27 protein-coding genes are annotated in these 20,846 nt (G+C 60.0%); all 27 read left to right on the top strand.

Annotated features, from left to right (window positions below):
• The first annotated feature begins 6 nt into the window (after window positions 1-6).
• The 27 genes from rpoC (at window position 7) to rplO (ending at window position 20,818) form a co-directional block, all read left to right on the top strand.
• Window positions 7-4,245: a DNA-directed RNA polymerase subunit beta' gene (gene rpoC / locus AB3X94_RS31650; protein ID WP_176110095.1), complete on the top strand. Its 4,239-nt coding sequence runs from the start codon at window positions 7-9 to the stop codon at window positions 4,243-4,245.
• Window positions 4,246-4,471: 226 nt separating this feature from the next.
• Window positions 4,472-6,319, top strand: a complete 1,848-nt coding sequence (gene recQ, locus AB3X94_RS31645; protein WP_368613598.1) for a DNA helicase RecQ — start codon at window positions 4,472-4,474, stop codon at window positions 6,317-6,319.
• A gap of 220 nt (window positions 6,320-6,539) precedes the next feature.
• Window positions 6,540-6,920, top strand: coding sequence for a 30S ribosomal protein S12 (gene rpsL, locus AB3X94_RS31640; RefSeq protein ID WP_006053290.1), 381 nt, complete (start codon window positions 6,540-6,542; stop codon window positions 6,918-6,920).
• A gap of 181 nt (window positions 6,921-7,101) precedes the next feature.
• Complete coding sequence (rpsG, locus tag AB3X94_RS31635; RefSeq protein ID WP_006053291.1) at window positions 7,102-7,572, top strand: 30S ribosomal protein S7; 471 nt, start codon at window positions 7,102-7,104, stop codon at window positions 7,570-7,572.
• A 132-nt stretch (window positions 7,573-7,704) separates the two neighbouring features.
• Entirely contained in the window at window positions 7,705-9,807 is a 2,103-nt protein-coding gene (gene fusA / locus AB3X94_RS31630; protein WP_013090761.1) for an elongation factor G, read from the top strand.
• A gap of 48 nt (window positions 9,808-9,855) precedes the next feature.
• The gene (tuf, locus tag AB3X94_RS31625; RefSeq protein WP_013090760.1) at window positions 9,856-11,046 is read left to right on the top strand and encodes an elongation factor Tu; all 1,191 of its coding nucleotides are present in this window, start codon (window positions 9,856-9,858) and stop codon (window positions 11,044-11,046) included.
• Window positions 11,047-11,173: 127 nt separating this feature from the next.
• Window positions 11,174-11,485 (top strand): 30S ribosomal protein S10, encoded by a 312-nt coding sequence (rpsJ, locus tag AB3X94_RS31620; RefSeq protein ID WP_006998489.1) that lies wholly within the window; start codon window positions 11,174-11,176, stop codon window positions 11,483-11,485.
• A gap of 199 nt (window positions 11,486-11,684) precedes the next feature.
• A complete protein-coding gene (gene rplC, locus AB3X94_RS31615; RefSeq protein ID WP_176110097.1) occupies window positions 11,685-12,344 on the top strand; it encodes a 50S ribosomal protein L3 in 660 nt (219 codons plus the stop codon).
• On the top strand, window positions 12,344-12,964 hold the full coding sequence (gene rplD / locus AB3X94_RS31610) for a 50S ribosomal protein L4 (protein ID WP_008923346.1): 621 nt from the start codon (window positions 12,344-12,346) through the stop codon (window positions 12,962-12,964). Before rplC ends, rplD begins: the two co-directional genes overlap by 1 nt.
• Window positions 12,961-13,275 carry a 50S ribosomal protein L23 gene (gene rplW, locus AB3X94_RS31605; RefSeq protein ID WP_008923345.1) on the top strand — a complete coding sequence of 105 codons (315 nt, stop codon included), beginning with the start codon at window positions 12,961-12,963 and terminating at the stop codon, window positions 13,273-13,275. Before rplD ends, rplW begins: the two co-directional genes overlap by 4 nt.
• A 2-nt stretch (window positions 13,276-13,277) precedes the next feature.
• A complete protein-coding gene (rplB, locus tag AB3X94_RS31600) occupies window positions 13,278-14,105 on the top strand; it encodes a 50S ribosomal protein L2 (RefSeq protein ID WP_008923344.1) in 828 nt (275 codons plus the stop codon).
• A gap of 10 nt (window positions 14,106-14,115) precedes the next feature.
• Window positions 14,116-14,391, top strand: a complete 276-nt coding sequence (gene rpsS / locus AB3X94_RS31595; protein WP_006998484.1) for a 30S ribosomal protein S19 — start codon at window positions 14,116-14,118, stop codon at window positions 14,389-14,391.
• A gap of 12 nt (window positions 14,392-14,403) precedes the next feature.
• Window positions 14,404-14,733: a 50S ribosomal protein L22 gene (gene rplV, locus AB3X94_RS31590; protein ID WP_007730533.1), complete on the top strand. Its 330-nt coding sequence runs from the start codon at window positions 14,404-14,406 to the stop codon at window positions 14,731-14,733.
• Between the two features lie 11 nt (window positions 14,734-14,744).
• On the top strand, window positions 14,745-15,551 hold the full coding sequence (gene rpsC, locus AB3X94_RS31585; protein ID WP_176110098.1) for a 30S ribosomal protein S3: 807 nt from the start codon (window positions 14,745-14,747) through the stop codon (window positions 15,549-15,551).
• 2 nt (window positions 15,552-15,553) lie between these two features.
• Window positions 15,554-15,970 (top strand): 50S ribosomal protein L16, encoded by a 417-nt coding sequence (gene rplP, locus AB3X94_RS31580; protein ID WP_008923342.1) that lies wholly within the window; start codon window positions 15,554-15,556, stop codon window positions 15,968-15,970.
• A gap of 10 nt (window positions 15,971-15,980) precedes the next feature.
• Entirely contained in the window at window positions 15,981-16,175 is a 195-nt protein-coding gene (gene rpmC / locus AB3X94_RS31575; RefSeq protein WP_007180130.1) for a 50S ribosomal protein L29, read from the top strand.
• Window positions 16,172-16,444, top strand: coding sequence for a 30S ribosomal protein S17 (gene rpsQ / locus AB3X94_RS31570; protein WP_007180129.1), 273 nt, complete (start codon window positions 16,172-16,174; stop codon window positions 16,442-16,444). Before rpmC ends, rpsQ begins: the two co-directional genes overlap by 4 nt.
• A 290-nt stretch (window positions 16,445-16,734) precedes the next feature.
• On the top strand, window positions 16,735-17,103 hold the full coding sequence (gene rplN, locus AB3X94_RS31565; RefSeq protein WP_006998478.1) for a 50S ribosomal protein L14: 369 nt from the start codon (window positions 16,735-16,737) through the stop codon (window positions 17,101-17,103).
• Between the two features lie 9 nt (window positions 17,104-17,112).
• Window positions 17,113-17,421: a 50S ribosomal protein L24 gene (rplX, locus tag AB3X94_RS31560; protein WP_008923340.1), complete on the top strand. Its 309-nt coding sequence runs from the start codon at window positions 17,113-17,115 to the stop codon at window positions 17,419-17,421.
• A gap of 16 nt (window positions 17,422-17,437) precedes the next feature.
• The gene (gene rplE, locus AB3X94_RS31555) at window positions 17,438-17,977 is read left to right on the top strand and encodes a 50S ribosomal protein L5 (protein ID WP_176110099.1); all 540 of its coding nucleotides are present in this window, start codon (window positions 17,438-17,440) and stop codon (window positions 17,975-17,977) included.
• Between the two features lie 7 nt (window positions 17,978-17,984).
• The gene (gene rpsN / locus AB3X94_RS31550; RefSeq protein WP_090802162.1) at window positions 17,985-18,290 is read left to right on the top strand and encodes a 30S ribosomal protein S14; all 306 of its coding nucleotides are present in this window, start codon (window positions 17,985-17,987) and stop codon (window positions 18,288-18,290) included.
• A gap of 14 nt (window positions 18,291-18,304) precedes the next feature.
• On the top strand, window positions 18,305-18,700 hold the full coding sequence (gene rpsH / locus AB3X94_RS31545) for a 30S ribosomal protein S8 (protein WP_006052216.1): 396 nt from the start codon (window positions 18,305-18,307) through the stop codon (window positions 18,698-18,700).
• A gap of 18 nt (window positions 18,701-18,718) precedes the next feature.
• Entirely contained in the window at window positions 18,719-19,249 is a 531-nt protein-coding gene (rplF, locus tag AB3X94_RS31540; protein WP_176110100.1) for a 50S ribosomal protein L6, read from the top strand.
• A gap of 12 nt (window positions 19,250-19,261) precedes the next feature.
• Window positions 19,262-19,627 (top strand): 50S ribosomal protein L18, encoded by a 366-nt coding sequence (gene rplR, locus AB3X94_RS31535; RefSeq protein WP_008923336.1) that lies wholly within the window; start codon window positions 19,262-19,264, stop codon window positions 19,625-19,627.
• A gap of 14 nt (window positions 19,628-19,641) precedes the next feature.
• A complete protein-coding gene (gene rpsE / locus AB3X94_RS31530; RefSeq protein WP_004197945.1) occupies window positions 19,642-20,160 on the top strand; it encodes a 30S ribosomal protein S5 in 519 nt (172 codons plus the stop codon).
• Window positions 20,161-20,171: 11 nt separating this feature from the next.
• Entirely contained in the window at window positions 20,172-20,354 is a 183-nt protein-coding gene (gene rpmD, locus AB3X94_RS31525) for a 50S ribosomal protein L30 (RefSeq protein WP_008923335.1), read from the top strand.
• Between the two features lie 29 nt (window positions 20,355-20,383).
• A complete protein-coding gene (rplO, locus tag AB3X94_RS31520) occupies window positions 20,384-20,818 on the top strand; it encodes a 50S ribosomal protein L15 (protein WP_018420156.1) in 435 nt (144 codons plus the stop codon).
• The last annotated feature ends 28 nt before the right edge of the window (window positions 20,819-20,846 follow it).

Genomic DNA, 20,846 nt, shown 5'->3' with positions numbered 1-20,846 from the left:
GAAGCGATGAAAGCTTTGCTCGATCTATTCAAGCAAGTCCAACAACCTGAAGTTTTTGACGCGATCAAGATCGGTCTGGCCTCGCCGGACAAGATCCGTTCGTGGTCGTTCGGTGAAGTCAAGAAGCCGGAAACCATCAACTACCGCACGTTCAAGCCGGAGCGCGATGGTCTGTTCTGCGCGAAGATTTTCGGTCCGATCAAGGACTACGAATGCCTTTGCGGCAAGTACAAGCGCCTGAAGCACCGCGGCGTGATCTGCGAGAAGTGCGGCGTCGAAGTGACGCTTGCGAAGGTGCGTCGCGAGCGCATGGGCCACATTGAACTGGCCTCGCCGGTTGCGCACATCTGGTTTCTGAAGTCGCTGCCGTCGCGTCTGGGCATGGTGCTCGACATGACGCTGCGCGACATCGAGCGCGTGCTGTACTTCGAAGCCTACGTGGTGATCGATCCGGGCATGACGCCGCTCAAAGCGCGGCAGATCATGACCGAAGAGGATTACTACAACAAGGTCGAGGAATACGGCGACGAATTCCGTGCCGAAATGGGCGCGGAAGGTATTCGCGAGCTGCTGCGCGCGATCAACATCGACGAGCAGGTCGAAATGCTGCGCACGGAGCTGCGCAACACCGGCTCGGAAGCGAAGATCAAGAAGTACGCGAAGCGCCTGAAGGTGCTCGAGGCATTCCAGCGTTCGGGCATCAAGCCGGACTGGATGGTCCTCGAAGTGCTGCCGGTGCTGCCGCCGGAACTGCGTCCGCTGGTGCCGCTCGACGGCGGCCGTTTCGCAACGTCAGACTTGAATGACCTGTATCGCCGCGTGATCAACCGTAACAACCGGTTGAAGCGTCTGCTCGAGCTGAAGGCGCCTGAGATCATCGTCCGCAACGAAAAGCGGATGCTCCAGGAAGCCGTCGACTCGCTGCTCGACAACGGCCGTCGCGGCAAGGCGATGACCGGCGCGAACAAGCGTCCGCTGAAGTCGCTCGCAGACATGATCAAGGGTAAGGGCGGTCGCTTCCGTCAAAACCTGCTCGGTAAGCGCGTCGACTACTCGGGCCGTTCGGTGATCGTGGTCGGCCCGACGCTGAAGCTGCATCAGTGCGGTCTGCCGAAGCTGATGGCGCTCGAACTGTTCAAGCCGTTCATCTTCAACAAGCTCGAAGTGATGGGTGTCGCTACCACCATCAAGGCTGCGAAGAAGGAAGTCGAGAACCAGACGCCGGTGGTGTGGGACATCCTCGAAGAGGTGATCCGCGAACATCCGGTCATGCTGAACCGCGCGCCGACGCTGCACCGTCTCGGCATCCAGGCTTTCGAGCCGGTGCTGATCGAAGGTAAGGCAATCCAGCTGCACCCGCTCGTCTGCGCGGCGTTCAACGCCGACTTCGACGGTGACCAGATGGCCGTTCACGTGCCGCTGTCGCTCGAAGCGCAGATGGAAGCGCGCACGCTGATGCTCGCGTCGAACAACGTGCTGTTCCCGGCCAACGGCGATCCGTCGATCGTGCCGTCGCAGGACATCGTGCTCGGCCTGTACTACGCGACGCGCGAAGCGGTGAACGGCAAGGGCGAAGGCCTGACGTTCACGGGCGTGTCGGAAGTGCTGCGCGCGTACGAGAACAAGGAAGTCGAGCTGGCCTCGCGCGTCAACGTGCGGATCACCGAAATGGTCCACAACGAAGACAAGTCGGAAGGCGCGCCGGCGTTCGTGCCGAAGATCACGCTGTACGCAACCACGGTCGGCCGTTCGATCCTGTCGGAAATTCTGCCGCCGGGTCTGCCGTTCTCGGTGCTGAATAAGCCGCTGAAGAAGAAGGAAATCTCGCGTCTGATCAACACTGCGTTCCGCAAGTGCGGTCTGCGTGAGACGGTGATTTTCGCCGACCAGCTGATGCAGTCGGGCTTCCGCCTGGCAACGCGCGCTGGTATTTCGATCTGCGTCGACGACATGCTCGTGCCGCCGCAGAAGGAAACCATCGTCGGCGACGCCGCGAAGAAGGTGAAGGAATACGACCGTCAGTACATGTCGGGTCTCGTCACCGCGCAGGAACGCTACAACAACGTGGTCGACATCTGGTCGGCGACGTCGGAAGCGGTCGGCAAGGCGATGATGGAGCAGCTGTCGACGGAACCGGTCACGGACCGTGACGGCAACCAGACGCGTCAGGAGTCGTTCAACTCCATCTACATGATGGCGGACTCGGGCGCTCGTGGTTCCGCGGTTCAGATCCGTCAGCTGGCTGGTATGCGCGGCCTGATGGCGAAGCCGGACGGCTCGATCATCGAGACGCCGATTACGGCGAACTTCCGCGAAGGTCTGAACGTGTTGCAGTACTTCATCTCGACCCACGGCGCACGTAAGGGTCTGGCTGATACGGCACTGAAGACCGCTAACTCGGGGTACCTGACGCGTCGTCTGGTCGACGTGACGCAAGATCTGGTCGTCGTCGAGGAAGATTGCGGCACGTCGAACGGCGTGGCGATGAAGGCGCTTGTGGAAGGCGGTGAAGTGGTCGAAGCACTGCGTGACCGTATTCTGGGTCGCGTGGCGGTGGCTGACATCGTCAACCCGGAATCGCAGGAAACGCTGTTCGAAGCGGGCACGCTGCTCGACGAAGACGCGGTCGAAGATATCGAACGCCTCGGCATCGACGAAGTGCGCGTGCGCACGCCGCTCACCTGCGAAACCCGTTATGGTCTGTGCGCGGCCTGCTACGGGCGCGACCTCGGCCGCGGCTCGCTGGTGAACGTCGGCGAAGCGGTCGGCGTGATCGCAGCGCAGTCGATCGGTGAACCGGGCACGCAGCTCACGATGCGTACGTTCCACATCGGTGGCGCGGCGTCGCGTGCGGCGGTGGCTTCGTCGGTCGAAGCGAAGTCGAACGGTACGGTGCGTTTCACGTCGACGATGCGCTACGTTACGAATGCGAAGGGCGAGCAGATCGTCATCTCGCGTTCGGGCGAAGCGATGATCACCGACGATCACGGCCGCGAGCGCGAGCGTCACAAGGTGCCGTACGGCGCCACGCTGCTGCAGCTCGACGGCGCGCAGATCAAGGCCGGCACGCAACTGGCCACGTGGGATCCGATGACGCGTCCGATCATCACCGAGTACGGTGGTACGGTGAAGTTCGAGAACGTCGAGGAAGGCGTGACGGTCGCGAAGCAGATCGACGATGTGACGGGGCTGTCCACGCTCGTCGTGATCGACGTGAAGCGTCGTGGTTCGCAGGCGTCCAAGACGGTGCGTCCGCAGGTCAAGCTGCTCGATGCGAACGGCGAGGAAGTGAAGATCCCGAACACCGAGCACTCGGTGCAGATCGGCTTCCAGGTCGGCGCGCTGATCACCGTGAAGGACGGTCAGCAGGTGCAGGTTGGTGAAGTGCTTGCACGTATCCCGACCGAATCGCAGAAGACGCGCGACATTACCGGTGGTCTGCCGCGTGTGGCGGAACTGTTCGAAGCACGTTCGCCGAAGGATGCAGGTATCCTGGCGGAAGTCACGGGTACGACGTCGTTCGGTAAGGACACGAAGGGCAAGCAGCGTCTCGTTATCACGGACCTCGAGGGCAACCAGCACGAGTTCCTGATCGCGAAGGAAAAGCAGGTTCTGGTGCACGATGGTCAGGTCGTCAACAAGGGCGAAATGATCGTCGACGGACCGGCGGATCCGCACGACATCCTGCGTCTGCAGGGCGTCGAGGCGCTGTCGCGTTACATCGTGGACGAAGTGCAGGACGTGTACCGTCTGCAAGGCGTGAAGATCAACGACAAGCACATCGAAGTGATCGTGCGTCAGATGCTGCGCCGCGTGCAGATCACGGACAACGGCGATACGCGTTTCATCCCGGGCGAACAGGTCGAGCGGTCGGACATGCTCGACGAGAACGACCGTATGATCGCGGAAGACAAGCGTCCGGCAACGTACGAAAACGTGCTGCTCGGTATCACGAAGGCGTCGCTGTCGACCGATTCGTTCATCTCCGCGGCGTCGTTCCAGGAAACGACCCGCGTGCTGACCGAAGCGGCGATCATGGGCAAGCGCGACGACCTGCGTGGCCTGAAGGAAAACGTGATCGTCGGCCGTCTGATTCCGGCCGGTACCGGTCTCGCGTTCCACAAGGCGCGCAAGAGCAAGGAACTGGCCGACCGCGAGCGTTTCGATCAGATCGCAGCGGAAGAGTCGTTCGAATTCGGTACGCCGGAAGCCCCGGCTGCCGAACAGCAGCACTCGGGCGAGTAAGCGCTGGCGGCGCAAGCCGCCTTGCCTGACGAGCCACGAAAGCCGCTCAGTTTCGACTGAGCGGCTTTTTTTTGCTCATTTTTTGCACGTGCATCGGTGCCATGCGCCGGCGCATCCCTAGGCCGGATGGCCAAGGTTGTCGCAAAGCGCGGGCGCGGCGCGAATGCGTTGGTAAAATTCGTCTCACCGCCTGCGTGCCGTTCCCTTCGCCGTCTCTGTCAAATACATGTCCCGTCCGCTCGAAATCCTCAACGAAGTCTTTGGTTATCCCGCGTTCAGAGGGCAGCAGGGCGAAATTGTCGAGCATGTCGCCGATGGCGGCGATTGCCTCGTGCTGATGCCGACGGGCGGCGGCAAATCGCTGTGCTATCAGATTCCGTCGCTGGTGCGGCGCGAACGCGGCTTTGGCACCGGCATCGTGGTGTCGCCGCTGATTGCGTTGATGCAGGATCAGGTGGCCGCGTTGACCGAAGTCGGCGTGCGGGCCGCATACCTGAACTCGACGCTGTCGAGCGCGGAGGCGATGGCCACCGAGCGGGCGCTTCGCGACGGCGACATCGATCTGCTCTACGTCGCACCGGAGCGGCTGATGACGTCGCGCTTCCAGGAACTGCTCGAGCGCACGCGCATCGGTCTTTTCGCGATCGACGAAGCGCACTGTGTGTCGCAATGGGGACACGATTTCCGGCCCGAATATATCCAGCTGTCGGTGCTGCACGAGCGCTTTCCGAATGTGCCGCGCATTGCGCTGACGGCGACCGCCGACGCGATCACGCGCGACGAAATCATCCACCGTCTCGCGCTCGAGGATGCGCGCGTGTTCGTGTCGAGTTTCGATCGGCCGAACATTCGCTATCGCATTGCCGAAAAAGACAACGCACGCACGCAACTGCTCGACTTCATCCGCGCCGAGCATACGAAGGCCGACGGTACGACCGACGCGGGCGTCGTCTATTGCCTGTCGCGCCGCAAGGTCGAGGAGACCGCCGAGTGGCTGAAGGAAAAGGGCATGCGCGCGCTGCCATACCACGCCGGCATGGAATTCGAAGTGCGCCAGAAGCATCAGGAAATGTTCCAGCGCGAGGAAGGCATCGTGATGTGCGCGACGATCGCGTTCGGCATGGGCATCGACAAACCCGACGTGCGGTTCGTCGCCCATCTGGATTTGCCAAAGAGCGTCGAAGGGTACTACCAGGAGACCGGCCGCGCGGGCCGGGACGGGCTGCCGTCGAACGCGTGGATGGCCTACGGGCTCGGCGACGTCGTGCAGCAGCGCAAGATGATCGACGAATCCGAAGCCGATGACGCCCACAAGCGCGTCCAGACCGGCAAGCTCGATGCGCTGCTCGGTTTGTGCGAAACCGCGACCTGCCGACGGGTGCGCCTGCTCGCGTACTTCGGCGAAACGAGCCAACCGTGCGGCAACTGCGACAACTGCCTCGAGCCGCCCCCGACATGGGATGCGACGCGCGAGGCTCAGATGGCCCTGTCATGCGTGTTTCGCGCGCAGCGCGCGAGCGGCTTTCATTTTGGCGCCGGACACCTGATCGATATTTTGCGCGGCAACCGCAGCGAGAAAATCCTGCAGCGCGGGCACGAGAAGCTGACCACGTTTGGTATTGGCGCAGCGCTCGGTGAGCCGGAGTGGCGCGCGATCTTCCGTCAGCTAGTCGCATTCGGCTACCTGACGGTCGACCACGAGGGCTTCGGTTCGCTCGTGCTCACGGAGGCGAGCAAGCCGGTGCTAAAGGGCGAGCAGAAGGTGACGATGCGGCGCTACGTCAAGCCCACACGCACGCGTCAATCGGCGGGGCGTACGAGCGAACGCGCCGATCCGACCATCGGCATGGGCCCTCGCGAGCGCGCCCGCTGGGAGCGTCTACGCATGTGGCGCACCGAAACCGCGAAGAGCGACGGCGTGCCGGCTTATGTGATTTTCCACGACGCGACGCTTGCGGAAATCGCCCGTCTCGGCCCGGATTCGATCGAGGATCTGCGTGGGATTCCTGGCATGGGCGCCCGTAAACTTGACCGTTTCGGTTACGAATTGCTAAACGTCGTAGCGGCCGACTGACCTCATCTGGCTGTTTCGCCGGATTGACAGGGATGCGAAACATCGCAACCTGTTGACTCCCTTAGTATTTTCGGAATATTATGCTAGGTTCCGGTTCTTGGGATGCGTGCGCGCGGCTTCAGTTCGTGCGTAGGTCGGCCAACCGGAAGTTCGATGCGCAGGCGTTTCCGCTTTGCCTGGAAACAGATGCGTCGATTTTGTTCAATTTCAGGAATAAACAATGCCAACCATCAATCAACTGGTTCGCAAAGGCCGCACGTCGGAAACGACGAAGAGCAAGAGCCCGGCCTTGCAGGACTGCCCCCAGCGTCGCGGCGTGTGCACCCGTGTGTACACCACGACGCCGAAGAAGCCGAACTCTGCACTCCGTAAGGTCGCCAAAGTTCGCCTGACGAATGGCTTCGAAGTCATTTCGTATATCGGTGGTGAAGGCCACAACCTGCAGGAACACTCGGTCGTGCTGATTCGCGGCGGCCGTGTGAAGGACTTGCCGGGTGTGCGTTACCACATGGTTCGCGGCTCGTTGGATACCCAGGGCGTCAAGGATCGTAAGCAGGCTCGCTCGAAGTACGGTGCGAAGCGTGCCAAGGCTGGCAAGTAATTAGTCGGTCAATCGTAGTTTCAGGTCGCCTGCAAAGGCGGTAATAGCGATGGTGCCGGAATCGCCGGTGCTATCGAGTAAGTGGTCACCCGACCAGGCTGGTTAGTCTTACGGATGAATCGGGTTAGTTGGTGGCCGCGGGGCTGCAATCAGCTCCAACTGAAAAGGTAAAGGAAGAAACATGCCGCGTCGTCGCGAAGTCCCCAAGCGGGAAGTGTTGCCGGATCCGAAGTTCGGCAACGTTGATGTAGCAAAATTCATGAACGTCCTGATGCTCTCCGGCAAGAAGTCGGTTGCCGAGCGTATCGTGTACGGCGCTTTCGAACAGATCCAGACCAAGGGTGGCAAGGACCCGCTGGAGGTGTTCACGGTGGCGCTCAACAACGTCAAGCCGGTGGTCGAAGTGAAGAGCCGCCGCGTTGGTGGTGCGAACTATCAGGTTCCGGTCGAAGTGCGCCCGTCGCGTCGTATGGCATTGGCGATGCGTTGGCTGCGTGAAGCCGCGAAGAAGCGCAGCGAGAAGTCGATGGCCCTGCGTCTGGCAGGTGAACTATCCGAAGCGGCCGAAGGCCGTGGCGGCGCGATGAAGAAGCGCGACGAAGTTCACCGGATGGCAGAAGCCAACAAGGCGTTCTCGCACTTCCGTTTCTAAGCTTTCCCGACCCGGGTTTAGTGGAAAAACGGAAAGAAATTCCGGGCGGGTGCGCTTCAAGGGCGCCTCGCCCGTTTGTGTTACAGCGCGATGGGTATCTCTCGCATCGCGCCATCCCAATAGAGGATCAAAGTGGCTCGCAAGACTCCTATCGAGCGCTACCGTAACATCGGTATTAGCGCTCACATCGACGCCGGCAAAACGACGACGACCGAGCGCATTCTGTTCTACACGGGCGTGAACCACAAGATTGGTGAAGTTCACGACGGCGCTGCAACCATGGACTGGATGGAGCAGGAACAGGAACGCGGCATCACGATTACTTCCGCTGCTACCACGGCATTCTGGAAGGGCATGGCGGGCGACCGCGCCGAGCACCGCATCAACATCATCGACACCCCGGGTCACGTCGACTTCACGATCGAAGTCGAGCGCTCGATGCGCGTGCTCGATGGCGCGTGCATGGTGTACTGCGCTGTGGGCGGTGTGCAGCCCCAGTCGGAAACCGTGTGGCGTCAAGCTAACAAGTACAAGGTTCCCCGTCTTGCGTTCATCAACAAGATGGACCGTACCGGCGCGAACTTCTTCAAGGTCTACGACCAGCTCAAGCTGCGTCTTAAGGCGAACCCGGTTCCGGTCGTCGTGCCTATTGGCGCGGAAGAGAACTTCACGGGCGTCGTCGATCTGATGAAGATGAAGGCGATCATTTGGGACGACGCGTCCCAAGGCACCAAGTTCTCGTACGAAGACATCCCGGCAGAACTCGTCGACACGTGCAACGAATGGCGTGAAAAGATGGTCGAGGCCGCGGCTGAAGCGAACGAAGACATGATGAACAAGTACCTCGAGTCGGGCGAGCTGACCGAAGAGGAAATCATCAAGGGTCTGCGCGACCGTACGATCGCTTGCGAAATCCAGCCGATGCTGTGCGGCACCGCATTCAAGAACAAGGGTGTGCAGCGCATGCTGGACGCCGTGCTCGACTTCCTGCCGTCGCCGATCGACATTCCGCCGGTTACCGGCGAACTGGAAAACGGTGAAAAGGCTGAGCGCCGCGCGGCCGACGACGAAAAGTTCTCGGCACTGGCATTCAAGATCATGACCGACCCGTTCGTCGGCCAACTGATCTTCTTCCGTGTGTACTCGGGTGTCGTCAATTCGGGCGACACGGTGCTGAACGCGACAAAGGACAAGAAGGAACGTCTGGGTCGTATTCTGCAGATGCACGCGAATCAGCGCGAAGAAATCAAGGAAGTGCGCGCCGGCGACATCGCTGCCGCGGTCGGCCTGAAAGAGGCGACCACGGGCGACACGCTGTGCGATCCGCAGAACCCGATCGTGCTCGAACGCATGATTTTCCCGGAGCCGGTAATTTCGCAGGCTGTCGAGCCGAAGACCAAGGCTGACCAGGAAAAGATGGGTCTGGCACTGAACCGCCTGGCCCAGGAAGATCCGTCGTTCCGCGTTCAGACGGACGAAGAATCGGGTCAAACGATCATTTCGGGTATGGGCGAACTGCACCTCGAAATTCTGGTCGACCGGATGAAGCGTGAATTCGGCGTGGAAGCGACCGTCGGCAAGCCGCAGGTGGCTTACCGCGAAACGATCCGCAGCACGGCGGCTGACGTTGACGGCAAGTTCGTCAAGCAGTCGGGCGGCCGCGGTCAGTACGGTCACGCAGTCATCACGCTCGAGCCGAACGAACAAGGCAAGGGTTACGAGTTCCTCGACGAGATCAAGGGCGGCGTGATTCCGCGTGAATACATTCCGGCAGTCGACAAGGGTATCCAGGAAACGCTGAAGGCTGGTGTGCTGGCGGGCTTCCCGGTCGTTGACGTGAAGGTTCACCTGACGTTCGGTTCGTACCACGACGTTGACTCGAACGAAAATGCGTTCCGCATGGCCGGTTCGATGGCGTTCAAGGAAGCAATGCGTAAGGCAAGCCCGGTCATCCTCGAACCGATGATGGCTGTGGAAGTCGAAACGCCGGAAGATTACATGGGCAACGTGATGGGCGACCTGTCGGGCCGTCGCGGTATCGTCCAGGGCATGGAAGACATGGTTGGTGGCGGCAAGATCGTTCGCGCCGAAGTACCGCTGTCGGAAATGTTCGGCTACTCGACGTCGCTGCGTTCGCTGACGCAGGGTCGTGCAACGTACACGATGGAGTTCAAGCACTACGCTGAAGCTCCGCGCAACGTGTCGGAAGCGATCATCAACGCGAAGTCGAAGTAATCGCGCGGCAAAGTCATTCAACGATTAACTTACTGAAAGAAGAGAAACATGGCTAAAGGTAAATTCGAACGGACCAAGCCGCACGTGAACGTGGGCACGATCGGTCACGTTGACCACGGCAAGACCACGCTGACGGCAGCGATCACGACGGTTCTGACGCAGAAGTTTGGCGGCGAAGCGAAGGCGTACGACCAGATCGACGCGGCGCCGGAAGAAAAGGCGCGCGGCATTACCATCAACACCGCGCACGTCGAGTACGAAACGGCTAACCGCCACTACGCACACGTTGACTGCCCGGGCCATGCTGACTACGTGAAGAACATGATCACGGGTGCGGCGCAGATGGACGGCGCGATCCTGGTGTGCTCGGCTGCTGACGGCCCGATGCCGCAAACGCGTGAGCACATCCTGCTGGCGCGTCAGGTTGGCGTTCCGTACATCATCGTGTTCCTGAACAAGTGCGACATGGTGGACGACGCTGAGCTGCTGGAGCTCGTCGAGATGGAAGTTCGCGAACTTCTGTCGAAGTACGACTTCCCGGGCGACGACACGCCGATCATCAAGGGTTCGGCCAAGCTCGCGCTGGAAGGCGACAAGGGCGAGCTGGGCGAAGTGGCGATCATGAACCTGGCCGACGCGCTGGACACGTACATCCCGACGCCGGAGCGCGCGGTTGACGGTTCGTTCCTGATGCCGGTGGAAGACGTATTCTCGATCTCGGGTCGTGGCACGGTGGTGACGGGCCGCGTCGAGCGTGGCGTGATCAAGGTCGGCGAGGAAATCGAGATCGTCGGTATCCGTGCAACGGCCAAGACGACCTGCACGGGCGTGGAAATGTTCCGCAAGCTGCTCGATCAGGGTCAGGCTGGCGACAACGTTGGTATCCTGCTGCGCGGCACGAAGCGTGAAGACGTGGAGCGTGGCCAGGTTCTGGCCAAGCCGGGTTCGATCAACCCGCACACGCACTTCACGGCTGAAGTGTACGTGCTGAGCAAGGACGAAGGCGGCCGTCACACGCCGTTCTTCAACAACTACCGTCCGCAGTTCTACTTCCGTACGACGGACGTGACGGGCTCGATCGAGCTGCCGAAGGACAAGGAAATGGTGATGCCGGGCGACAACGTGTCGATCACGGTGAAGCTGATCAACCCGATCGCGATGGAAGAAGGCCTTCGTTTCGCAATCCGCGAAGGTGGCCGTACGGTCGGCGCTGGTGTCGTCGCAAAGATCATCGAGTAAAATCGCAGATTGCTGTAGCAGTATGTAGCGCCCGGGCTCGGGCGCTCGCTCTCCGCAAGCGCCCGAGCCTACGTTCTTTTTCTACTCGGCGGTGCAATATCGCCTCGCTCTTTCCAAGGAATTTGTCATGCAGAACCAGAAAATCCGCATCCGCCTGAAGGCTTTCGACTATCGCCTGATCGATCAATCGGCAGCTGAAATCGTCGACACGGCAAAGCGGACTGGCGCAATCGTTCGTGGCCCGGTGCCCCTGCCGACCCGCATTCAACGCTTCGACATTTTGCGTTCGCCGCACGTCAACAAGACGTCGCGCGATCAGCTCGAAATCCGCACGCACCAGCGTCTGATGGACATCGTCGACCCGACGGACAAGACCGTTGATGCGCTTATGAAGCTCGATTTGCCGGCTGGCGTCGACGTTGAAATCAAGCTGCAATAAGGCTTCAGCCCTTGTCCGGCGATCCGGGCAGCGCTAAGTCTTTGATTGCTTGCGGAAAACGAAAAGGCTCGCTATACTAGTGAGCTTTTCGCGCATTTGCGTAAAAAGTCGGTGTGCTGCAGCATGGTCTCATGCCCGAAACGGCGCCGACATTTTGTAAATTAGCCCCGACCAATCGCAGTCGGGAATGGAGAAAACGATGAGCCTTGGACTCGTAGGTCGCAAGGTTGGCATGACCCGTATCTTCACGGCTGAGGGGGATTCGATTCCCGTCACCGTGCTGGACGTGTCCGACAACCGCGTGACGCAGATCAAGACTGTTGAAACCGACGGCTACACGGCCGTGCAGGTTACCTTCGGTACGCGCCGCGCATCGCGCGTGACGAAGCCGTTGGCAGGTCATCTCGCCAAAGCCGGCGTTCAAGCCGGTGAAATCCTCAAAGAATTTCAGATCGACCCCGCTAAGGCCGCCGAGTTGTCGAACGGCACCGTGGTTGGTCCCGAGCTGTTCGAAGTGGGCCAGAAGGTCGACGTGCAAGGCGTGTCGATCGGTAAGGGCTACGCCGGTACCATCAAGCGTTACAACTTCTCGTCGGGCCGTGCCTCGCACGGTAACTCGCGCTCGCACAACGTGCCGGGCTCGATCGGTATGGCGCAGGATCCGGGTCGTGTTTTCCCGGGTAAGCGCATGACTGGTCACATGGGTGACGAGAAGGTAACGGTGCAAAACCTCGAAATCGCTCGTATCGACGCTGACCGCAAGCTGCTGTTGGTCAAGGGCGCCGTTCCGGGTGCGAAGGGTGGCAAGGTATTCGTTACGCCGGCCGTGAAGACGCGTGCCGTGAAAGGAGCGAAATAATGGAACTTAAGCTCCTGAATGCCAATGGTCAGGAAGGTGCAGGCGTTAGCGCGTCGGACGTCGTGTTCGGCCGCGATTATAACGAAGCCCTGATTCACCAGGTGGTGGTTGCGTACCAGGCGAACGCTCGTAGCGGCAACCGCGCGCAGAAGGATCGTGAGCAGGTCAAGCACACGACCAAGAAGCCGTGGCGCCAGAAGGGTACAGGCCGCGCCCGCGCCGGTATGTCGTCGAGCCCGCTGTGGCGCGGCGGTGGCCGCATCTTCCCGAATTCGCCGGAAGAAAACTTTTCGCACAAGGTCAACAAGAAGATGCATCGCGCAGGTCTCTGCTCGATCTTCTCGCAGCTGGCCCGCGAAGGCCGCATCTCGGTGGTCGACGAGCTGACGCTCGAGGCGCCGAAGACGAAGCTGCTGGCCGAAAAATTCAAGGCGATGGGTCTCGACTCCGTGCTGGTGATTACCGACACGGTTGACGAAAACCTGTACCTCGCGTCGCGCAATCTCGCCCACGTGGCGGTTGTCGAGCCGCGTTACGCCGACCCGCTGTCGCTGATCTACTTCAAGAAAGTCCTGATCACGAAGGCTGCGGTCGCCCAGATCGAGGAGTTGCTGTCATGAGCGAGATTCGCAAGAACGATCATCGTTTGATGCAGGTCCTGCTCGCGCCGGTGGTCTCCGAAAAGGCGACGCTGGTTGCCGACAAGAACGAGCAGGTTGTGTTCGAAGTCGCGCCGGATGCTACGAAGCAGGAAGTGAAAGCTGCAGTCGAGCTGCTGTTCAAGGTGGAAGTCGACTCCGTCAACGTGCTGGTCGCGAAGGGCAAAGCCAAGCGCTTTGGCCGCTTCATGGGCAAGCGCAAAGACGTGAAGAAGGCGTACGTCTGCCTGAAGCCCGGCCAGGAAATCAACTTTGAAGCGGAGGCCAAGTAATCATGGCAATCGTGAAAGTTAAGCCGACTTCGCCGGGCCGCCGCGCGATGGTCAAGGTGGTCAACAAAGAACTGCACAAGGGCAAGCCGTTTGCGGCACTGCTCGACACACAGTCGTCGACCGCCGGCCGTAACAACAACGGTCACATCACTACGCGTCACAAGGGCGGTGGTCACAAGCATCACTATCGTGTCGTCGACTTCCGTCGCACGAAGGATGGTATTCCGGCAAAGGTCGAACGTCTTGAGTACGACCCGAACCGTAGCGCGAACATCGCGCTGGTTCTGTACGCAGACGGCGAGCGCCGCTACATCATCGCTCCGAAGGGTGTCACCGTTGGTCAGCAACTGATGTCGGGTTCGGAAGCGCCGATCCGCGCAGGTAACACGTTGCCGATCCGCAACATTCCGGTCGGTACGACGATTCACTGCATCGAAATGCTGCCGGGCAAGGGCGCGCAAATGGCGCGTTCGGCTGGCACGTCGGCGATGCTGCTTGCTCGCGAAGGCGTCTACGCGCAGGTTCGTCTGCGTTCGGGCGAAATCCGCCGCGTGCACGTTGAATGTCGCGCGACGATCGGAGAAGTGGGCAACGAAGAGCACAGCCTCCGTCAAATCGGTAAGGCGGGCGCGAACCGCTGGCGCGGCATTCGCCCGACGGTGCGTGGCGTTGCAATGAACCCGGTCGACCACCCGCACGGTGGTGGCGAAGGCAAGACTGCGGCAGGCCGCGATCCGGTGAGCCCGTGGGGCACGCCGACGAAGGGCTATCGCACCCGCAGCAACAAGCGCACGACGAGCATGATCGTCCAGCGCCGTCACAAGCGTTAAGGAGTAGGCAATGGCACGTTCTATTAAGAAAGGTCCGTTCTGCGACGCCCATTTGCTGAAGAAGGTTGAGGCGGCTGCAGCATCGCGTGACAAGAAACCGATCAAGACCTGGTCGCGTCGCTCGACGATCCTGCCGGACTTCATCGGTCTGACGATCGCCGTTCACAACGGCCGTCAACACGTTCCGGTGTATGTCACGGAAAACATGGTCGGCCACAAGCTTGGCGAGTTCGCACTGACCCGTACGTTCAAGGGTCACGCGGCCGACAAGAAGGCCAAGAAATAAGGGGCAATCAAGATGGAAGTGAAAGCAATTCATCGCGGTGCCCGCATCTCGGCGCAAAAAACGCGCCTTGTGGCTGACCAGATCCGCGGTTTGCCGGTCGACAAGGCGCTGAACGTTCTGACGTTCTCGCCGAAGAAGGCTGCGGGAATCGTGAAGAAGGTCGTGCTGTCGGCGATCGCGAATGCGGAGCACAACGAAGGTGCCGATATCGACGAGCTCAAGATCACGAGCATCTACGTCGACAAGGCAGCATCGCTGAAGCGTTTTACCGCGCGCGCCAAGGGCCGTGGTAACCGCATCGAGAAGCAATCCTGTCACATCACTGTGACGGTCGGGAATTAAGGGGTCATACGATGGGACAGAAAATTCATCCGACTGGCTTCCGTTTGGCCGTCAGCCGCAATTGGGCTTCGCGTTGGTACGCGAACAACAACAATTTCGCGGCGATGTTGCAGGAAGACATCGGTGTTCGTGAGTACCTGAAGAAGAAGCTGAAAAACGCGTCCGTCGGCCGCGTTGTGATCGAGCGTCCTGCAAAGAACGCGCGTATCACGATTTTCAGCTCGCGTCCGGGTGTCGTGATCGGTAAGAAGGGTGAAGACATCGAACTGCTGAAGTCCGAGCTGCAAAAGCGCATGGGCGTTCCGGTTCACGTCAACATCGAAGAAATTCGCAAGCCGGAAACCGACGCGCAACTGATCGCTGATTCGATCACGCAGCAGCTCGAGCGCCGGATCATGTTCCGTCGCGCGATGAAGCGTGCGATGCAGAACGCGATGCGTCTGGGTGCTCAAGGCATCAAGATCATGAGCGCAGGCCGTCTGAACGGTATCGAAATCGCTCGCACGGAATGGTACCGCGAAGGTCGCGTGCCACTTCACACGCTGCGTGCAGATATCGACTACGCAACGTCGGAAGCAAAGACGACGTACGGCATCATCGGCGTGAAGGTGTGGGTCTATAAGGGCGATACGCTCGGCCGCAATGACGCACCGGTGGTCGAAGAAGTCGCCGAAGAAAAACGTCCGCGCCGCAACGCACGTCCGGGTGGCGATCGCCGTCCGCGTCGTGATGGTGAAGGTGGTGGCCCGGCAGGTGCACGCCGTGGCGCTCCTCGTCGTGCTGGCGGTACCGGCGGCGACGGGAAGACTGGAGAATAACGATGCTGCAACCGAAACGCAGAAAGTATCGCAAAGAGCAGAAAGGTCGTAACACCGGCGTTGCTACCCGCGGCAACGCGGTGTCGTTCGGTGAGTTCGGCCTGAAGGCTGTCGGTCGTGGCCGTCTGACCGCGCGCCAGATTGAAGCGGCGCGTCGTGCAATGACGCGTCACATCAAGCGCGGTGGCCGCATCTGGATCCGGATCTTCCCGGACAAGCCGATCTCGACCAAGCCGGCGGAAGTTCGTATGGGTAACGGTAAGGGTAACCCAGAGTACTACGTCGCTGAGATTCAACCGGGCAAGATGCTGTACGAAATGGACGGCGTAACCGAAGAACTGGCGCGCGAAGCGTTCCGTCTGGCTGCAGCGAAGCTGCCGCTGAAGACGACGTTTATCGTGCGTCAGCTCGGCGCCTAAGGAGCAAATGATGAAGGCTTCCGAACTTCACCAGAAAGATCAGGCCGCGCTCAACAAGGAGCTGTCGGACCTGTTGAAGGCGCAATTCGGCCTGCGCATGCAACTCGCGACCCAGCAGCTCACGAACACGAGCCAGCTGAAGAAGGTTCGTCGCGACATCGCACGTGTGCGGACCGTCCTGACTGAGAAGGCGAACCAGAAATGAACGATAGCGTAAAAACCTCGCTCAAGCGGACGCTGGTCGGCAAGGTCGTCAGCAACAAGATGGACAAGACGGTTACCGTGCTGGTCGAGCACCGCGTGAAGCACCCGATCTACGGCAAGTACGTCGTGCGTTCGAAGAAGTACCACGCGCATGACGACGCGAACACGTACAACGAGGGCGACCTCGTTGAAATCCAGGAAACTCGTCCGATTTCGAAGACGAAGGCTTGGGTTGTGGCTCGCCTGGTCGAGGCTGCTCGCGTCATCTGATGTCGCAAAGCAGTAGAAGTAGTTGAAATCGCAGTAAGTTTCGCTTGCAAGACCGGGATTATTTGATATAATCTCGGTCTTCCCTCTTTATGGGAGCCCCGTCGCGGGCGAAGTTGGTGGGGGAAGCGGTCCGGGCGCCAGCCTGTGCCGAAGGATTCACCGGATTGCGATGGCGGGTTTCGTTTGCCGTCGCTGCTGTTCTAACCCAAGCAGCCGATCGGCTGACGGGACCAAGACTGACCGGGAAGCACCATGGTGGTGTGACCGGATTAAGTTGGGAAAGATAAACCATGATCCAGACCGAAACTCGGCTTGAAGTGGCCGACAACACGGGTGCACGTGAAGTCATGTGCATCAAGGTGCTCGGCGGCTCGAAGCGTCGTTATGCCAGCATTGGCGACATCATCAAGGTGACCGTCAAAGAGGCAACGCCGCGCGGGCGCGTGAAGAAAGGCGAAATCTACAACGCCGTGGTGGTTCGCACCGCCAAGGGCGTGCGCCGCCAGGACGGCTCGCTGATCAAGTTCGACGGCAACGCAGCTGTGTTGCTCAACACCAAGCTCGAACCGATCGGCACCCGTATTTTCGGGCCAGTCACGCGCGAGTTGCGTAGCGAACGATTCATGAAGATCGTTTCGCTGGCGCCTGAAGTGCTGTAAGGAGTCGCGATGAACAAGATTCGCAAGGGTGACGAAGTTATCGTCATCACCGGCAAAGATAAGGGCAAGCGTGGCGTTGTGCTGGCCGTTCACGGCGAGACCGTGACCGTCGAGGGCATCAATCTCGTCAAGAAGCACGTCAAGCCGAACCCGATGAAGGGTACGACGGGCGGCGTGGAAGCCAAGACGATGCCGCTGCAAATTTCGAACGTCGCATTGGTCGACGCGAATGGCAAGCCATCGCGTGTAGGCATCAAGGTCGAAGGAGACAAGAAGGTCCGTTTCCTGAAGACGACCGGTGCCGTGCTGAGCGCCTGACGCTGCGGAGTAAAAAATGGCTCGTTTGCAAGAGTTTTACAAAGAAAAGGTTGTACCCGGCCTCATCGAGAAGTTCGGTTACAAGTCCGTGATGGAAGTGCCGCGCATCACCAAGATCACCCTGAATATGGGTCTTGGCGAAGCCGTCGCTGACAAGAAGATCATCGAAAACGCGGTTGGCGATCTGACGAAGATCGCAGGTCAGAAGCCGGTGATCACGAAGGCGCGCAAGGCAATTGCTGGCTTCAAGATCCGTCAGGGCTATCCGATCGGCGCCATGGTCACGCTGCGTGGCCAGGCAATGTACGAATTCCTCGACCGTTTCGTGACGGTTGCGCTCCCCCGTGTGCGCGACTTCCGTGGCGTGTCGGGTAAGGCGTTTGATGGTCGCGGCAACTACAACATCGGTGTGAAAGAGCAGATCATTTTCCCCGAAATCGATTACGACAAGATCGACGCACTGCGTGGGCTGAACATCAGCATCACGACGACTGCGAAGACTGACGACGAAGCAAAGGCTCTGCTCGCCGGCTTCAAGTTCCCGTTCAGAAACTGAGGTTACCGTGGCTAAACTGGCACTGATCGAACGTGAAAAGAAGCGTGCTCGCCTCGCCGCCAAGTACGCTCCCAAGCGTGCTGCACTGAAGGCAATCATTGGCGACACGAGCAAGTCGGAAGAAGAGCATTACGCAGCACGTCTGGAACTGCAGCAACTGCCGCGCAACTCTAACCCGACCCGTAAGCGCAACCGTTGCGCAATTACCGGTCGTCCGCGCGGGACGTTCCGTAAATTCGGCCTGGCGCGTAACAAGATTCGTGAAATCGCGTTCCGCGGCGAGATCCCTGGCCTGACCAAGGCGAGCTGGTAATAGGAGAAACATAAATGAGCATGAGTGATCCTATCGCCGATATGCTGACTCGCATCCGCAATGCGCAGATGGTCGAGAAGGTTTCGGTGACTATGCCCTCGTCGAAAGTCAAGGTTGCGATTGCGCAGGTCCTGAAGGACGAAGGTTATATCGATGATTTCGCAGTGAAGTCCGAAGGTGCGAAGTCGGAATTGAACATCGTGTTGAAGTATTACGCTGGCCGCCCGGTCATCGAGCGCATCGAACGCGTCTCGAAGCCTGGTCTGCGTGTGTACCGCGGCCGTAACGACATCCCCGTGGTCATGAATGGCCTCGGCGTGGCAATCGTGTCGACGCCCAAGGGCGTGATGACGGATCGCAAGGCACGTGCAACGGGCGTTGGCGGCGAAGTCATCTGCTACGTCGCTTAAGGCCGAAAGGAGAGAAACATGTCTCGAGTAGGTAAGAGCCCGATCGCGCTGCAAGGCGCGGAAGTGGCCCTGAGCGCCGACAGCATTACTGTCAAGGGTCCGCTGGGTACGATTTCGCAGGCTGCCAACAGTCTCGTGAAGGTGGTTAACGACAACGGCACGCTGAAGTTCGAGCCGGTCGACGGAAGCCGCGAAGCGAATGCGATGTCGGGCACCATGCGCGCACTGGTTGCGAATATGGTGTACGGCGTGACGAAGGGTTTCGAGCGCAAGCTGACGCTGGTTGGCGTCGGTTATCGCGCACAGGCGCAAGGCGACAAGCTGAACTTGTCGTTGGGTTTCTCGCACCCGGTGGTGCACCAGATGCCGGCTGGCGTCAAGGCAGAAACCCCGTCGCAAACCGAAATCGTGATCAAGGGGATCAACAAGCAACAAGTCGGTCAAGTCGCTGCAGAAGTGCGCGGCTACCGTCCGCCGGAGCCCTATAAGGGCAAGGGCGTGCGTTACGCCGATGAGGTTGTGATCCTCAAAGAAACGAAGAAGAAGTAAGGGTGCGCAATCATGGATAAGACTCAATCTCGCCTGCGCCGCGCTCGTCAGACGCGTATCAAGATCGCTGAGCTGCAGGTCGCGCGTCTCGCCGTGCATCGCACGAACACGCACATCTATGCGCAAGTGTTCTCGCCGTGCGGCACCAAGGTGCTCGCCAGCGCGTCGACGCTCGAAGCCGAAGTGCGTGCGCAACTGGCCGATCAATCGGGCAAGGGCGGCAACGTTGCTGCTGCAACCCTGATCGGCAAGCGCATTGCAGAAAAGGCTAAGGCTGCCGGCATCGAATCCGTCGCCTTCGACCGTTCGGGTTTCCGTTACCACGGCCGCGTGAAAGCGCTGGCTGATGCGGCGCGCGAAGCCGGACTCAAGTTCTAAGGGAAGAATTCGTCATGGCAAAGATGCAAGCTAAAGTTCAGGCTGACGAACGCGACGACGGCCTTCGTGAAAAGATGATCTCGGTCAACCGCGTGACCAAGGTCGTGAAGGGTGGCCGTATTCTCGGCTTCGCCGCACTGACCGTGGTTGGCGACGGTGATGGCCGCGTCGGTATGGGCAAGGGCAAGGCGAAGGAAGTGCCGGTCGCTGTCCAGAAGGCGATGGAACAGGCTCGCCGCAACATGTTCAAGGTGCCGCTGAAGAACGGTACCCTGCAACACGAAGTGCATGGTAAGCACGGCGCATCAACGGTTCTCCTCGCTCCGGCGAAGGACGGTACCGGCGTGATCGCTGGCGGTCCGATGCGCGCAGTGTTCGACGTGATGGGCGTGCAGAACGTCGTGGCCAAGAGCCACGGTTCGACGAACCCGTATAACCTCGTTCGTGCGACGCTCGACGGCCTGCGCAAGCAGTCCACGCCGGCCGACATCGCTGCGAAGCGCGGTAAGTCCGTCGAAGAAATTCTGGGCTAAAGGTGGACACCATGTCTGATAAAACTGTCAAGGTCCAGCTCGTCAAGAGCCTGATCGGCACCCGTGAATCGCACCGCGCAACGGTGCGTGGCTTGGGCCTGCGCCGACTCAACTCGGTTAGCGAGTTGCAGGATACGCCGGCTGTGCGCGGCATGATCAACAAGGTTTCGTACCTCGTTAAGGTCATCAGCTAAGCGGCTGACCAGGACTCAAGGAGTTGATAATGGAATTGAATAACCTGAAGCCGGCTGAAGGCGCGAAGCACGCAAAGCGTCGCGTTGGTCGCGGCATCGGCTCCGGCCTCGGCAAGACCGCTGGCCGTGGTCACAAGGGTCAGAAGTCGCGTTCGGGCGGCTTTCACAAGGTTGGCTTCGAAGGCGGTCAAATGCCGCTGCAACGTCGCCTGCCGAAGCGTGGCTTCACCTCGCTGACGAAGGAATTCGTCGGTGAAGTGCGTCTCTCGGATCTCGAGAAGCTGCCGGTTGACGAAATCGATCTGCTGGCTCTCAAACAAGCCGGCCTGGTCGGCGAGCTGATCCGTAGCGCCAAGATCATCGCGACCGGCGAGCTCAAGCGCAAGGTCGTTGTGAAGGGTCTGGGTGCGACCAAGAGCGCACGTGCTGCTATCGAAGCAGCTGGTGGCTCGTTTGCCGAGTAACGCGCAAGTTATTTGCCGTCACTAGCAT

It is taken from the genome of Paraburkholderia sp. BR10923 (genome assembly GCF_040948765.1).
Lineage (GTDB): Bacteria > Pseudomonadota > Gammaproteobacteria > Burkholderiales > Burkholderiaceae > Paraburkholderia > Paraburkholderia youngii.
The sequence above is the reverse complement of the archived record's forward strand: the minus strand, read 5'-3'. Positions and strand labels throughout refer to the sequence as shown.